Origin of the sequence: Prevotella sp. P4-119 (assembly GCF_002251345.1) — a bacterium.
Classification (GTDB): domain Bacteria; phylum Bacteroidota; class Bacteroidia; order Bacteroidales; family Bacteroidaceae; genus Prevotella.
The window spans coordinates 112,916-127,442 of the sequence record NZ_NPJB01000063.1 but is presented as its reverse complement, the minus strand read 5'-3'; the positions used below and the strand labels follow the sequence as shown (position 1 = coordinate 127,442).

The following is a 14,527-nucleotide window of genomic DNA, read 5'->3' as shown; positions in this document are numbered from 1 at the left end:
TCGTTTCGTAGAAAATCCTTAATTTTGCATGTCATACAGAAGAATTTTATCATTTAAATAGCATAACATGAACAAGAAAGTTGTAAATACTGTGGTGGTCATCGTCATCTTATTGCTTATCGGTGGCGTGGCATATCTCGCCATCAGTTTGAATCAAGAGAAACAAGCCAACAAGGATATGCAGGAATTGGCGGCTCTCGACAAAAAGGAAATGGAAAACGAATATCAGCAGTTCGCCGACCAATATAATGAAATGAAAACGCGTATCAATAATGACTCTATCGTAGAACAATTGACTCGCGAACAGGAACGCACCCAACAACTTCTTGCTGAACTGAAGAAGACAAAATCTGATGATGCCGCAGAGATTACACGCTTGAAAAAGGAACTCGCGCAGGTGCGTAACATTTTGCGTAGCTATGTGCTACAGATTGACTCACTCAACCAACTCAATGCAGAGCTGATGAATGAAAATAATCGCGTGCGTGGAGAACTTGCACAGTCTAATCAGCAGAATATGGCATTGGCTTCTGATAATATGTCGCTCTCTGAAAAGGTTGCCGTTGCTGCCCAACTGAATGCAGCTAATATAGATATTGTGATGCTTTATAAGAAAGCTTTTTCATCAAGTTCTCGGGATCGTGTTAAACATCCTCATAAAATTGGTGGATCTACCCAAATGAAGGTGCGTTTTGTCTTGACACGCAATGTGACCGCTCAGAATGGTATGCGTACTATTTATGTCAGAGTACTGACACCTGCGGGTAATGTATTGGGAGCTGGTGAACGCTGCAACTTTGAAGGACAGCAGATTGCATGCACTGCAAGAAAAGATGTGGAATATACTGGTGAAGAAAAGCTTATAGAAGTATATGCTCCGAAAACTACACTCACACCTGGTTCTTATCGTGTGCAGGTTATTGCTGATGGACATGAGATTGGTACACGTACCATCGAACTTGAGAAATAATAGAAGATAGACCTTTTTATATTATTTATGAAACGTATTACAGGATATCTATTAGCTACTTGCGTGGCTTTGCCTGTCGGAGCACAAACGACGCTCACCTTAGACAGTTGCAGAGCTTTGGCACTCAGCAACAATAAACAGTTGGCTGTGGCACATGTCAAACAAGACATAGCTGCCAATATGCGCAAGTCTGCCCGTACGAAATATCTGCCACGTGTCAGTGCCTTGGCAGGTTATGAATACACAAGCCGCGAAATATCACTTCTCAGTGATGATCAGAAGAAAACTCTTGGTAATATGGGTACCAATGCGACAGCAGGAATTGGCGGAAAGGCTAACGAGTTGTTGCAGGCTGTACCACAAGGTGTATGGCAACAACTTGGACAGTTGGGATTCACTCCTGAGGGAATCCAACAACAACTTACTGCAGGTATAGGAAGTTTGGCAGGATCGCTCAACCAAGTGGGCGCTGGTATTGTAGATGCTTTCCATACCGATACTCGGAGCATGTGGGCTGGAGCCATCATGGTGACACAACCTGTTTATATGGGTGGTGCTATTACCGCTATGAACCGTATGGCTGATATTGGTGAGCAGTTGGCTGCCAATAGTGCGCATGCTCAACGACAACTCACACTCTATAGCATTGATCAAGCCTACTGGCAGGTTGTTTCGCTCCGCCATAAGCAGAAATTGGCCCAGAGCTATCTCGACCTCGTCAAAAAGCTTGATGGTGATGTACAGAAGATGATAGAAGAAGGTGTGGCTACTCGCTCCGAAGGACTTAGCGTTAGTGTGAAAGTCAATGAAGCAGAGATGACCCTTTCGAAAGTCAATGACGGATTGACACTGGCAAAGATGTATCTTTCCCAGTTGTGTGGACTGCCGATGAATGGAAGTGTTACACTCGCTGATGAGGAAAGTGAGAATATTGCTCAGAACACCTCTTGTGCAAAAGCCGATGTTGCTGTCGCTTTTGAACAGCGTCCGGAAATTCGCATGTTGCGCAATACCCTTGATATGACACAACAATCTGTCAAACTCCTAAAGGCTGGCAACCTGCCTCAGGTGGCTATAGTTGGTGGATATGCTGTTAGCAACCCTAATCTCTTCAATGGTTTCGAACGCAAATTTGGGGGAGTGTGGAATGTTGGTGTGTTGGTTCGAGTTCCTGTATGGAATTGGGGAGATGTGACCTATAAGGTGCGTGCTGCTAAGGGCGCATCTGCTATTGCCTCGCTCGAACTCGAAGAAGTGAAAGAGAAAATCGAACTGCAGGTTAGCCAAAGTTCATTCCGACTCAATGAGGCAAGCAAGAAACTTCAACTGGCTATGGCAAGTACGCGCAAGGCGGAAGAAAACCTTCGTACTGCAAATCTCGGATTTCGTGAAGGTGTCATCCAATCCACTACAGTGATGGAGGCACAGACTGCTTGGCTTCAGGCGCAGTCTCAGAAGATTGATGCAGAGATTGATGTGCGCCTCAGTCAAACCAATATGCAGAAAGCACTTGGTACATTGGAAAATTAAGAGAGAATAAACGATACAATAAAGATAGAAAATAGGAGAAAGATATTATGTCAGCAAAATCACAACATAACAACGTACTATTAGCCATCCTGGGATTCACTACAGTTGTGGTGGTTGTGGGAATTATCGGCTTCTTCGCTTTCAGCCATGAAAAGGAAAATATCCAAGGACAGGTGGAAGTTAGTGAATACCGAGTGTCAAGCAAGGTTCCTGGACGTATTCTTGAAATTCGTGTCAAAGAGGGGGATTATGTCAAAGTGGGTGATACACTCGCTATTTTAGATGCCCCAGAAGTACGTGCCAAGATGGAACAGGCCCAGAGTGCAGAGAATGCTGCCGCCGCCCAAGAGGAAATGGCACGTAACGGGGCGCGACAGGAACAGATACAAGGTGCCTACCAAGTATGGCAACAGGCCAAGGCAGGACTTGATATTGCACAGAAGTCATATCAACGTGTGCAACGCCTTTTTGATGAAGGTGTGATGAGCGCCCAAAAGCGCGATGAAGCATTTGCCAACTATAAAGCCATGGAGGCTCAGGCTAAAGCTGCAGAGAGTCAGTATAATATGGCTCGAAATGGTGCACGTCGTGAAGAAAAACAGGCAGCACAAGCACTTGTTGGCAGAGCCAAGGGGGCTGTTCAGGAAGTTACCTCTTATATTAATGAAACTGTTCAGATTGCCCAAATGGAGGGTGAGGTCAGCAATATTTATCCAAAAGTCGGCGAACTCGTTGGCACAGGATCCCCCATCATGACCATTTCTATTATGAGCGATCTATGGGGCACCTTCAACGTGCGTGAGGACCAGTTGGGTGGACTTGCTGTTGGCAAGACCTTCAATGCCTATGTACCAGCTTTCAACAAAACTATTCCTATGAAGGTTTATTATATGAAAGACCAGGGATCCTATGCTGTATGGAAGGCAACTAAAGCCAACGGTCAGTATGACTTGAAAACCTTTGAGGTAAAGGCACGTCCCACACAGCCACTTGAAGGATTACGTCCGGGCATGTCGCTTGTCATTCAGGACTAACGGAAAATAACATACTTTTTAAATGATATTTTGAAACAGCTTCGACAAATATACGGAATTGCGGTGCGTGAGTGTGGCATTATCTGCCACAACCACATCTATTGGCTCTGTATGGTGGTATTTCCTCTGCTGGTGATGTTTTTTTTCACAGCAATGCTGTATGAGGGGAAACCGCTCAAAATGCCTGTTGGAGTGGTAGATCTCGATAATTCTTCTACTACGCGTAGCATTATTCGTCGGCTCGATGCCTTCCAGACATCACATGTTGTGGCGCGTTATCCCAGTGTGGCTGAGGCACGAAAAGCAATACAGGAAAATCAAATCTATGCCTTTCTTTATATACCCGAAGGCACAACAGATGATCTGATGGCAAGCCGGCAGCCGAAGATGTCGTTCTATTATACGCAGACTTCTTTGGTGGCAGGCTCGCTGTTGTTCAGTGATCTCAAAACTATTTCCACATTGGCATCGGCTGCTGTCGGTCAGGCCACACTGCTTGCCAAGGGATTTACTGACGAACAAGCACAAACCTTTCTGCAACCCATAAAGGTCGATTTGCATCCGCTCAACAATCCGACAACAGACTATAATGTCTATCTCTCCACTATGCTTGTGCCAGGATTGATGATGCTCTTCATGTTTCTTATCACTCCATATTCTATTGGCACGGAACTCAAGTTTGGACGCTCCAAACAATGGATGGAGATGGCTGACAATAAGGCATGGGTGGCTCTCATTGGTAAATTCACACCACATGCCCTTGTATTTCTGATACTCACCATGACTTATGCCTACTATGTCTATGGCATACTTGGTTTCCCACATCCGGGTGGAACACTGCGCATTATCATGCTCACACTGTTGCAAGTATTTTCTTCTTTAGGTTTCGGCATCTTTATGTTCGGCCTTTTGCCATCTCTGCGTATGTCGATGAGTACCTGTTCGCTGTGGGCAGTGCTAAGTTTCTCAATGGTAGGATCTGCATTTCCTGCCATGGCTATGGACGGTGCTTTGCAGTCGCTGGCATGGCTCTTTCCATTGCGCCATTATTTTATGATTTATCAGACATGTATCTTCAACGACTATCCGTTGGCAGATGCATGGTCGCATATTGCAGTTCTCGTTGCTTTCGCCTTGTTGCCCATATTGGTGGCGCCAAAGATTCGCAATGCCATGTTGAACTATGTCTATATTCCCTGACGCGCTATGATGAAAAAACTATTCAAAACCATAATCAGTGGTATATACGACGCTTGTCTCATATGGAAGGATGAGATGCGCCAGACCTTTAAAGACGAGGGTGTGCTCATTTTCTTTATCCTTGTGCCCTTAGGCTATCCGCTGCTCTATTCTTGGATCTATAACAATGAGGTAGTACGTGAAGTGCCTGTTGTAGTTGTAGATGATTCACATTCTTCTGCCAGCCGTCAATTTATACGTTCCTGCAATGCTACACCGGATGTAAAGGTGGTGTGCTATGCCTCAAATATGGATGAGGCCAAGAATCTTGTGGGGCGACAAGTTGCACGTGCCATCTATCATATACCTGCAGATTTCCAGTCGCGTTTGAATCGCATGGAACAGACAGCTGTGGCTGTATTCTGCGATATGAGTACAATGTTGACCTATAAGGCTGCATATATGACAGCTATCAGTGTGACCCAACAGATGAATGGTGAAATTCAAGTCAGATTGTCGGGTAAATATACCCAACGGGAAGAAGAAATACTGACCCAACCGCTTGACTATGATGCCCAACCGATTTATAATCCATCGGGAGGTTATGGATCCTTTATATTACCAGCAGTGCTGATCCTCATACTACAGCAGACATTGGCATTGGGTATTGGCTTGTCTGCCGGTTCTGCACGCGAAACAAACCGTTTTGAAGACTTAGTACCTATACAGAAACACTATCATGGTACTTTCCGTATTGTTATGGGCAAAGGATTGGCTTATTTCATGATTTATGCCATTATGGGCACATACCTCACCGTTGTAGTGCCGAGAATATTTGATTTCCCATGTCTGGCCCATTGGCAGGATCTTCTTGCCATGCTGATACCCTATATTTTAGCATGTATTTTCTTTGGCATCACCATATCATGCATAGTGCGTTATCGTGAGAATGTTATGCTCTTGGTGGTATTTGCCAGTGTTCCCCTTCTGTTCCTCAGTGGAGTTTCGTGGCCTCAGTCTAATATTCCTGGCTTTTTGCAGGGTATTTCATGGATATTCCCCTCTACCTTTGGTATCCGTGCCTATGTTCGCATGAACTCAATGGGGGCTACCCTCAGCGATGTATTGACCGAATACCGTGTGCTGTGGCTGCAAGTACTGGTATATTTTGTGTTGGCATGCCTTGTCTATCGCTATCAGATACTCTTGATGCGTCGCCATATCTTTGACAGACTACAAGATATGAGGAAGAGAAAAATGGAAAATAGCTGATTTGGGATAAAAGGATAATCATAGTGTGGTATCCGATTAACGAATCAAATGTCCTGCATATATGATCTACCAAATACTGCATCCGTTGATCAACGGATGCAGTATTTCCATATATTATGGATCACTTGCAAAAGCGTGTGGATAGCATAGCACAATAAAAGCAAGCAGGTGTACGTTTATAGAGTAAACGTTAGAATAAAATGGAACAGTATAGACTCTTAGCGGAATGCCTGTTGCCAGCCCGCATGCATTGACCGTAAGTGCTTTCTCTTCAGACTAATGAAGATCTATGCCTAATCAACACACTTTTACTGGTGACCCAAAAGAAGATTGAAAACAAGTAAATCGTACATATTTTTATAATTATTATGCAAAATCCCCATCATCTTCCACGTTAATGTGGGGTATGATGGGGAGATTGTTATAGATTTAGCTGTATCTAATGATAGATTACGTCGGTATAAGTGTGTAGATTATGATTTTTTGACACCAACGATTTCGGTTTTGGGTAGTTCCTTGTTGCGGCGGTTCACTACAGTTACAACAGCCTGTGCTAGATTGATGAATGCAATGCCTGTTGCGCTGTCACTATTGAGAGCTGCCGGAGTGCCTTGGTCGCCACTGTCGCAGATGCCTTGTACAAGGGGTATCTGTGCCAAGAGCGGAACCTGCATCTCTTCTGCCAACTGTTTGCAACCTTCTTTACCGAAAATATAATATCGGTTAGTGGGCAATTCTGCAGGAGTAAACCATGCCATGTTCTCTACCAGACCAAGAATGGGGACATTGACTTTCTCGTTGCGATACATGTCGATTCCCTTACGAGCATCTGCTAAAGCTACCTGCTGGGGGGTCGAAACGATTACAGCACCAGTGATAGCGAGTGTCTGCAATAGAGTAAGATGGATATCGCTTGTACCCGGTGGGGTATCGAGAATGAGATAGTCGAGCTCTCCCCAATCGGCATCGGCAATAAGTTGCTTCAGGGCATTGCTTGCCATGCCACCACGCCACAATGTGGCTGTTTCGGGTGAAACAAAGAATCCGATAGACAGAAGTTTTACACCGTAGGCTTCAATAGGTTCAATGAGGTCGCGACCATCCACATTTACTGCATATGGACGTGCATCCTCTACATTAAACATCTTTGGCATAGAAGGTCCGAAAATATCTGCATCGAGCAGACCTACCTTATAGCCCAGACGTGCCAAGGCGATAGCGAGGTTTGCAGAAACAGTACTTTTACCCACACCGCCTTTACCGCTACTTACTGCTACCACATTCTTAACTTGTGGTAATAGTTTGCCAACCTCAGGACGTGGCTTTGATTTGAATTCGGTGGTAATCTCTACCACAACGTCTTTGCCACAATGGTATTTAATGGCTGCCTCGGCTGCCTTGACAGTTGATTTAAGAAATGGGTCGGTGTCACGTGGAAATTCAAGCACTACATGAACGCGCCAGGGTTCATTGTCTGCAGACGGTGCGGCAACGGCAGGTTGATCGGCCACCATACCGCTTTCAATAAGGTTTTTCTTGGTGCCTGCATACGTCACAGTCTGCAGTGCATCCATAATCATTTGGGGATATAGTGTCATTTTAATTGTTTGTAATATATAAAAAAGCTGATGGTAACACTGCTATATCGGTATGTCATCACCGTGAAAATTAGAAGTTTACTCCAAAGTTGACAAAGAGGCTACGGGTGTGAGCTGCCTCAAAATCATCGTGGCGCACATTGGCAATACCCAAATCGAAACCGACTTCAGCATAGATCATGTTGTATTCGGCACCGCAACCTAAGCGGAGACCACCATCGAAACGTTGGAAACGGTCGCTGTCGAATGCACTTGATGTTGTGCGGTCTGCATAGTTTTTTATCTTTCCGCCCACACCGAGTGCGATATAACCACCTAAGAAAGGTTGGAGGAAGAAGTCATCGTCAGCATTGATGTTGTATTTTACTACACAGGGAATTTCTATATAACGCAGACGATAGGTTTTTTTGATTCCATCTGACAGACTCTTACCACCCTTTTCTGAATAGTAAGCGCCGGCTTCGAGCCATATTGGAGTATTGTTGGCGAGCTGCAAACCATAGACGGCACCAATGTTTAAACCGGTGCGAGCGTCAAGGTCAAAGGGTGCATCGTCACAACTCGTGCTGGCTGAGTTCAGTCCCAAACGAATACCGTAGTAACTCTCGGTGTCGTTGTGGTTGTAGCGGCTGCGGCTGCGATTGGATTGGTACTGTGCAAATGTCGGCATAGCCATGACGGTAGCCAACAATATTAGGATAAATTTTTTCATAGTCGTTGTTGTTTTTGTCTGTTATGTGATGCAAAGATACATATATTTATTGGATTACGGAGGGGGAAAGTCCTAAAAAGCTTAGGTATTTTCCTAATATATCCTAAAGAGGACAATTATTCCGCACGAAAGCGTGACAATCCGTTGTCGAGCCAATCGGTGTATTGTTTCACATCTTCGTTATAGGAGCGACTTGGAGCAAGTGCATGACCGTCGGGGGTCAGCAAAACATAGAACGGCTGGGTATTGGCACCGAACTTGCTTGCTTGTAGGAAACTCCATTTGTCGCCTACAGTACGTAATGTACGCATGCGTTTGCCGTCGTTCACTTCAATGGGTCGTGCCAATGGTGTCTTGTCGTCAACATACAGCGAGATGAGAATGTAGTCGTCTGTTAATCGTTTTGCTACATTGGCATCGCTCCATACTGCCGCTTCCATCTTACGGCAGTTGACACAACCGAAACCTGTGAAGTCGATAATGACAGGCTTACCTTGTGCCCGTGCTGCTTCCATTCCTTGTTCGTAGTCCTTATAAACAGCTTCAACGGTTTTGCCTGATTGCATATTGAAGTCTTGTGTGAACATGGGTGGCGCAAAGGCGCTAATGGCTTTCAGTGGAGCTCCCCACAATCCAGGTATCATATAGATGGTGAAGGCAAAACTGATCAGACCAAGGAAGAATTGTGGGATGGGAGTTCCTTCTGACTTGTCGGCAGGGCCATGACCGGAAAAATGGAGCCATCCCATAAGATAAGCACCAAGCAGAGCGAAGAGGGCAATCCATATTGATAGGAATACCTCACGGTCGAGCAAGCGCCAACCGTATGCCAGATCGGCTACACTGAGAAACTTCATAGCAAATGCCAATTCGATGAATCCCAATACAATCTTAATGGTGGTCATCCATCCGCCTGACTTAGGTACTGATTTAAGCAATGAGGGGAATAGGGCGAACACACCAAAGGGAATGGCGAGTCCGATGCTAAATCCCAACATACCGAGCGTGGGACCAAGTATATTGCCTTGGGTAGAAACAGCTACCAATAGGAAACCTATGATAGGACCAGTGCAAGAAAATGATACCAGTACCAGGGTGAATGCCATCAGGAAGATGGAGAGATGCGCTGTGAAGAATGATTTGCGCATGGAAAGTTGGTCGGCTTTTTCGTCAATCTTGGTGGACCATGACGAGGGCAAGGTCAATTCGAAAGCGCCAAAGAAAGATGCTGCAAAGACGATGAGCAATAGGGCGAAGAAGATATTGAACCATGCATTGGTGCTTAAGGCATTGAGGGCATTAGCACCGAAGAGGGCGGTGACGAGCAGTCCCAATGCTACATAGATGATGATGATGCTCAGTGCATAAGTCAATGCTTCGCGGATGGCTTTCGTACGTTCTTTATTGCGTTTGAGGAAGAAGGACACTGTCATTGGGATGATGGGCCATACACAAGGTGTAAGTAGTGCGAGGAACCCTCCAAGCAGTCCTGCCAGGAAGATGTATAGCAGTGAATCATCGGGAGTGGTATTGTCGAACGATTGTAATTCTTGGGTGATAGGAGTCCAAAGGGCATTGCCTGCTACTGCTGCAGTGTCTGTTGCTGCGGATGTATTAGCAGTACTGTCAATGGCTATACTGTCGTCCTTAGCTGTGCTTTGATCGCTCAGCGTACTGGTATTGTCAATGGACTTTTGTGTCTGTTCTTCTTTATTCGCGTTGTCAACGATTGTGGCTTTACCACTTGTCTTGAAGTTTGCACTTGACGGCGGCATACACATTTCATCGTTGCATGCTCCGTATTCAAGATAACAGTCGATGCTGTAGTTGGCTTGGGTGAAGCGAATCTTCTGCACAAAGGTGGCGGTATGTTCGAAATAGCGAACCTGTTGGTCAAAGAGGTGATCAAACTTGCTAAGTTCCTTACCCTTGGCCTTAAGTTTTCCTACAAGTGTGGCTCCCTGAATTTTTACAGTATTGAAAGTAGCGGAGATAGGACCTCCATTGCCGAGATTAGTGGAATACACATGCCATCCGTTGTCAATCTTGAGGGTAAAGATGATATCGGCTTCTTGGTTGCCGGTTTCTTTCAATTGTGTGTAAACGTGTACAGGATCGGCCAGTTGGGCTTGTGCAGACACAAGGCAGATCATACCTATAATAATAAGGAAGAGTCTTTTCATAGTTATGTCATTTCAATGTAAGTTCTACTGGACAATGGTCTGAACCATATATTTCGGTGTGGATGGCAGCGCCTTTCACATCTTCCATCAGTCGTTTGCTGACAAGGAAATAATCAATACGCCATCCTGCGTTCTTTTGGCGAGCTTGGAAACGATACGACCACCATGAATAGGTGGAATCGTCGGGATGTAGTGTACGGAATGTATCTGTAAAGCCTGATTCAAGGAGCGTTGTCATCTTCTCGCGTTCCTCATCGGTAAAACCAGCATTACGACGGTTAGTCTTGGGATTTTTGAGGTCAATCTCTTCGTGTGCCACATTAAGGTCACCGCAGAGGATGACGGGTTTCCGACTATCCAGTTCTAATAGATACTGCCGAAAGTCATCCTCCCATCTCATGCGGTAGTCCAATCGGCGGAGTCCGTCTTGTGAATTTGGAGTGTAGCATGTCACTACAAAATAGCGGTCCATCTCCAAGGTGATAACACGTCCTTCATGATCGTGTTCATCAATTCCGATACCATAACTTACGACAATGGGTTGATGGCGAGTGAAGATGGCAGTACCAGAATATCCCTTCTTGTCGGCATAGTTCCAGTATGACTGGTATCCGTCATACTGCAAATCGAGTTGGCCTGCTTGCATTTTTGTCTCTTGTAGACAGAAGAAATCTGCATCCAACTGTTTGAAAACATCGCTGAAGCCCTTGCCCTCGCAAGCCCTCAGACCATTGACATTCCATGAAATAAGTTTCATAAGCGCTTTGTAAACAAGACGGACTTCTCGTTGTGAGAAGTCCGCCATGTAGTTATTTGATAGGTGAGTCTATCGGTTAGAATTTTGCCATCTTGATGGCTACTACTGCACATTCGTCACCTTTGTTGCCCAATCGTCCGCCTGCTCGATCCTTGGCCTGCTGTAGGTCATTGGTGGTGAGCAGTCCGTAAATGACGGGAATGTTGTTGGTGGCGTTAAGGCGTGCAATGCCTTGGGTCACACCTTGGCAGATATAATCAAAATGTGGTGTCTCACCACGTATTACACTACCGAGGATGATGATGGCATCATAGCCGTCGTTGAGAGTCATCTGGTGTGCACCGTAGATGAGTTCGAACGAACCGGGAACGGTTTTTACATGGATGTTTTCGGGCAATGCTCCGTGTTTCTCCAGTGTGCTAACACATCCCTGCAACAGTGCTCCTGTTATTTCAGGATTCCACTCGGCTACAACAATGCCGAATATCATGTTCGATGCGTCAGGGACTGCATCAAAATCGTAGTCGCTCAGGTTATGAAGTGCTGTTGCCATCTTTATTTATTTAGCAGAAGCACGTTCGATATAAGCGTCGATGTTCTGGTACTGCATTGACTGGAAATACTTCTTCTTGATCTCTTGGTAGAGTTTCAAAGCCTCGTCTTTCTTGCCCTGACTCTCCAGAATCTCACCGGCCTGAATGAGGAAGGTGGGAGAGAGTGAGTTGTTGTCAGCCATCTTGGCAGCCTTCTTCAAGTGGTCAACGGCCTTGTCATACTGCTTGAGGTTTGCATAAGCATTGCCTAAAGCGCCTTCAGCAGCGGGACTGATCATTTGGTCACCCTTGGTGCTGAAATTTTCGAGGGCATCGGCAGCTTCCTGCCATTTACCGAGGTTAGCTTGGCAGAGACCGATGTACAGCTGAGCCAAATTACCTGCCTTTGTCGAAGAATAGTCGCTGGCTACTTTTTTGAAACCAGTCAGAGCCTGTTCGAATTGTTCGTTGTTGAAGAGCTCCTGACTCTTTGCCAATTCTGTGCTGGCAGCGTCTTCACGTGGAGCAAGATAATAGTTGTTGATGAGGATGCCGCCTACGATGAGAACGACAACTGCTACTACACCGATGATGATGGCTTTCTTGTACTTATCAAAGAATGCCTCTGTCTTGTTTAACTGCTGCTCGGTCTCGACAGCAACTGTTTGGTTTTTGTTTGCCATTATTGTTGTTAGTTTTTTATTTGCGTTTCTTTATAGCTCCATAGAGCCAAGTTTTGCGTGGCAAAATTACTCATTTTATTGCAGATACTGAAATTTCTTATAGACTTTTTTCGTTTTTGACTGATAAAAGGTGTAACTTTGCACCATAAATGATACTCAGAAAACTTTCCATCATCAATTATAAGAACATTCGGGAGACTTCTATTGATCTCTCTCCGAAGATGAATTGCTTCATCGGACACAATGGCGCTGGTAAGACGAATGTGCTCGATGCGGTATATTATCTTTCTTTTTGCCGTTCACTTAATAACCCTATTGACTCGCAGGTCATCTGTCACGACGAACCTTTTTGTGTTGTTGAGGGTACGTATGATGATGAACATGAAAACGAAGAACATATTTACTGCGGTTTGAAACGTGGTGTGAAGAAACATTTCAAACGCAATAAAAAGGAATATAAGAGACTCTCTGAACATATTGGATTGATTCCCATTGTTGTCGTTTCGCCTTCCGATACCTTGTTGATTGATGGAGGAGGGGAGGAACGACGTAAGTTGATGGATCTTGTTATTTCGCAGTATGACCGGCAGTATATGACACTATTGACAAACTACAATAATGCATTACAGCAACGCAACATATTGTTGAAACAGGAAAATCCAGGGCCGGATCCGACGTTATTGCAAATCTGGGAGGAACAGATGGCTGAAGCAGGAGAAGAGATTTATCGCCGAAGGTCGGCTTTTGTGACAGAGATACAACCGCTGTTTCAACAGTTTTATACACAGATTTCCTCAGGTTGTGAAAATGTTGGATTGGAATATCTCTCACATGGACAGCGTGGTCCCTTGTTGGATGTCATCTCTCGTGATCGTGCAAAAGACCTTGCCGTGGGCTATTCTTTGCATGGTGTGCATCGTGATGATTTGATCTTTACGCTTGGAGGCAGACCCATGAAACGTGAGGGGTCGCAAGGGCAACACAAAACGTATGTCATTGCCCTAAAGCTGGCTCAGTTTGAACTGCTCAAGCGTACAGCATCTCATACAACACCCTTACTCTTGCTTGATGATATCTTTGATAAATTAGATGCAGGACGTGTGGAACAGATTGTGCGATTGGTGTCTGGGGATGCTTTCGGTCAGATATTTGTAACAGATACAAACCGCACACATTTGGATGCCATCGTTGGATCAACAGCAAGTGACTACCGTATGTTTGAAGTGGATAATGGTAATATCAAACTATTGACAGCCCATGTTTAGAAGACAGACAGAAACTTTGCATGATGTATTGCTGAAGGTGTTGCACAAACAAGGATTAGAGACTCCCATCCTTCAGAAACGCTTGGTAGAGGCTTGGCCTACGGTGGCAGGACCTGTTATTGCGCGTTATACTACTGAAACATATATATACAACCAGACGTTGTTTGTTCGTTTGTCAAATCCTGCCTTGCGTGCAGATTTGTCGATGCAACGGCAGGTGTTGGTGCAACGATTGAATGATGCAGTAGGCGAGCGTGTGATAATTGATATTCGTTTTAGTTGACTATATTGTCATAATTGCATCCATCAGGATGTCGTGGGCATCCACTGGCACTTGGTCAAGAAGTCGATGTGGATAGCAGATTCCTATTTTATAAGTTTGTGGACAAAGTGAAAGGAATCGGTCGTAGTAGCCTTTACCGCGTCCTAACCGATGCCCTTGTTTGTCGAATGCCATTCCTGGTACTATTACGACGTCAATTTTAGCATAGTCCGTGAAAATTTCACCAGTTGGTTCCATAATGCCGAAAGCCCCGACTTCCAGTTGATTGGGGGCTGTGTAGTGGTGTATCTGCAATGTAGTGCCGCTGACTACACGAGGCAATAGGATACTTTTTCCTTCGTCAATCCATTTCTGGAAGAGTGGTTCTAAGGGCACTTCGTCGGGGAGCGCACAATAGGCCATTACAATTTGTGCATTGCGGAGAAGTTTATTACCGTCTAATGCTTGCTGTAAAGCAAATGCTTCGTCGGGTGAACCTTGTTGTCCACCGCGACGAAGCATTTTCCGTATGTCTTGTTTGGTCATCAT

14 protein-coding genes are annotated in these 14,527 nt (G+C 45.1%); 7 read left to right on the top strand and 7 right to left on the bottom strand.

Translation table 11 applies throughout. The features are described 5' to 3' along the window. Positions 1-67 precede the first annotated feature (67 nt). Genes CIK89_RS06840 through CIK89_RS06820 form a run of 5 tightly spaced genes read left to right on the top strand, consistent with a single transcriptional unit; the run spans position 68 to position 5,985 of the window. Positions 68-970 (top strand): hypothetical protein, encoded by a 903-nt coding sequence (locus tag CIK89_RS06840; protein WP_094390642.1) that lies wholly within the window; start codon positions 68-70, stop codon positions 968-970. Between the two features lie 27 nt (positions 971-997). Continuing rightward, positions 998-2,500: a TolC family protein gene (locus CIK89_RS06835; protein ID WP_094390641.1), complete on the top strand. Its 1,503-nt coding sequence runs from the start codon at positions 998-1,000 to the stop codon at positions 2,498-2,500. Between the two features lie 47 nt (positions 2,501-2,547). After that, entirely contained in the window at positions 2,548-3,534 is a 987-nt protein-coding gene (locus CIK89_RS06830) for an HlyD family secretion protein (protein WP_094390640.1), read from the top strand. Between the two features lie 30 nt (positions 3,535-3,564). Continuing rightward, positions 3,565-4,734 (top strand): ABC transporter permease, encoded by a 1,170-nt coding sequence (locus tag CIK89_RS06825; protein ID WP_094390639.1) that lies wholly within the window; start codon positions 3,565-3,567, stop codon positions 4,732-4,734. A 9-nt stretch (positions 4,735-4,743) separates the two neighbouring features. Beyond that, a complete protein-coding gene (locus tag CIK89_RS06820; RefSeq protein WP_094390725.1) occupies positions 4,744-5,985 on the top strand; it encodes an ABC transporter permease in 1,242 nt (413 codons plus the stop codon). A gap of 473 nt (positions 5,986-6,458) precedes the next feature. Here the strand turns inward: CIK89_RS06820 and CIK89_RS06815 are convergent, their stop codons facing one another. The 6 genes from CIK89_RS06815 to CIK89_RS06790 form a co-directional block, all read right to left on the bottom strand. Next, a complete protein-coding gene (locus tag CIK89_RS06815) occupies positions 6,459-7,583 on the bottom strand; it encodes an Mrp/NBP35 family ATP-binding protein (protein ID WP_094390638.1) in 1,125 nt (374 codons plus the stop codon). Positions 7,584-7,653: 70 nt separating this feature from the next. Beyond that, complete coding sequence (locus CIK89_RS06810) at positions 7,654-8,295, bottom strand: outer membrane beta-barrel protein (RefSeq protein ID WP_094390637.1); 642 nt, start codon at positions 8,293-8,295, stop codon at positions 7,654-7,656. 116 nt (positions 8,296-8,411) lie between these two features. After that, positions 8,412-10,478, bottom strand: coding sequence for a protein-disulfide reductase DsbD (locus CIK89_RS06805; RefSeq protein ID WP_094390636.1), 2,067 nt, complete (start codon positions 10,476-10,478; stop codon positions 8,412-8,414). A 7-nt stretch (positions 10,479-10,485) separates the two neighbouring features. Next, the gene (locus CIK89_RS06800) at positions 10,486-11,235 is read right to left on the bottom strand and encodes an exodeoxyribonuclease III (RefSeq protein WP_094390635.1); all 750 of its coding nucleotides are present in this window, start codon (positions 11,233-11,235) and stop codon (positions 10,486-10,488) included. Between the two features lie 76 nt (positions 11,236-11,311). Then, complete coding sequence (gene ribH, locus CIK89_RS06795) at positions 11,312-11,788, bottom strand: 6,7-dimethyl-8-ribityllumazine synthase (RefSeq protein WP_094390634.1); 477 nt, start codon at positions 11,786-11,788, stop codon at positions 11,312-11,314. 6 nt (positions 11,789-11,794) lie between these two features. Continuing rightward, complete coding sequence (locus tag CIK89_RS06790) at positions 11,795-12,451, bottom strand: tol-pal system YbgF family protein (protein WP_094390633.1); 657 nt, start codon at positions 12,449-12,451, stop codon at positions 11,795-11,797. A gap of 149 nt (positions 12,452-12,600) precedes the next feature. Here CIK89_RS06790 and CIK89_RS06785 point away from each other — a divergent pair, with 149 nt between their 5' ends. Both CIK89_RS06785 and CIK89_RS06780 read left to right on the top strand, forming a co-directional pair. Beyond that, positions 12,601-13,716 (top strand): DNA replication/repair protein RecF, encoded by a 1,116-nt coding sequence (locus tag CIK89_RS06785; RefSeq protein ID WP_094390632.1) that lies wholly within the window; start codon positions 12,601-12,603, stop codon positions 13,714-13,716. Then, complete coding sequence (locus tag CIK89_RS06780) at positions 13,709-13,999, top strand: DciA family protein (protein ID WP_094390631.1); 291 nt, start codon at positions 13,709-13,711, stop codon at positions 13,997-13,999. The genes CIK89_RS06785 and CIK89_RS06780 overlap by 8 nt, the downstream gene beginning before the upstream one ends. Here the strand turns inward: CIK89_RS06780 and CIK89_RS06775 are convergent, their stop codons facing one another. Then, on the bottom strand, positions 14,000-14,527 hold the full coding sequence (locus tag CIK89_RS06775; protein WP_094390630.1) for a 5-formyltetrahydrofolate cyclo-ligase: 528 nt from the start codon (positions 14,525-14,527) through the stop codon (positions 14,000-14,002).

Excerpts from the sequence above, each read along its gene's own strand:
- CIK89_RS06800 (WP_094390635.1), bottom strand. The coding sequence starts at position 11,235 with ATGAAACTTATTTCATGGAATGTCAATGGTCTGAGGGCTTGCGAGGGC.
- CIK89_RS06790 (WP_094390633.1), bottom strand. The coding sequence starts at position 12,451 with ATGGCAAACAAAAACCAAACAGTTGCTGTCGAGACCGAGCAGCAGTTA.
- CIK89_RS06820 (WP_094390725.1), top strand. The coding sequence starts at position 4,744 with ATGAAAAAACTATTCAAAACCATAATCAGTGGTATATACGACGCTTGT.
- CIK89_RS06785 (WP_094390632.1), top strand. The coding sequence starts at position 12,601 with ATGATACTCAGAAAACTTTCCATCATCAATTATAAGAACATTCGGGAG.
- CIK89_RS06780 (WP_094390631.1), top strand. The coding sequence starts at position 13,709 with ATGTTTAGAAGACAGACAGAAACTTTGCATGATGTATTGCTGAAGGTG.
- CIK89_RS06840 (WP_094390642.1), top strand. The coding sequence starts at position 68 with ATGAACAAGAAAGTTGTAAATACTGTGGTGGTCATCGTCATCTTATTG.
- CIK89_RS06835 (WP_094390641.1), top strand. The coding sequence starts at position 998 with ATGAAACGTATTACAGGATATCTATTAGCTACTTGCGTGGCTTTGCCT.
- CIK89_RS06805 (WP_094390636.1), bottom strand. The coding sequence starts at position 10,478 with ATGAAAAGACTCTTCCTTATTATTATAGGTATGATCTGCCTTGTGTCT.
- CIK89_RS06815 (WP_094390638.1), bottom strand. The coding sequence starts at position 7,583 with ATGACACTATATCCCCAAATGATTATGGATGCACTGCAGACTGTGACG.
- ribH (WP_094390634.1), bottom strand. The coding sequence starts at position 11,788 with ATGGCAACAGCACTTCATAACCTGAGCGACTACGATTTTGATGCAGTC.
- CIK89_RS06810 (WP_094390637.1), bottom strand. The coding sequence starts at position 8,295 with ATGAAAAAATTTATCCTAATATTGTTGGCTACCGTCATGGCTATGCCG.
- CIK89_RS06775 (WP_094390630.1), bottom strand. The coding sequence starts at position 14,527 with ATGATGACCAAACAAGACATACGGAAAATGCTTCGTCGCGGTGGACAA.
- CIK89_RS06830 (WP_094390640.1), top strand. The coding sequence starts at position 2,548 with ATGTCAGCAAAATCACAACATAACAACGTACTATTAGCCATCCTGGGA.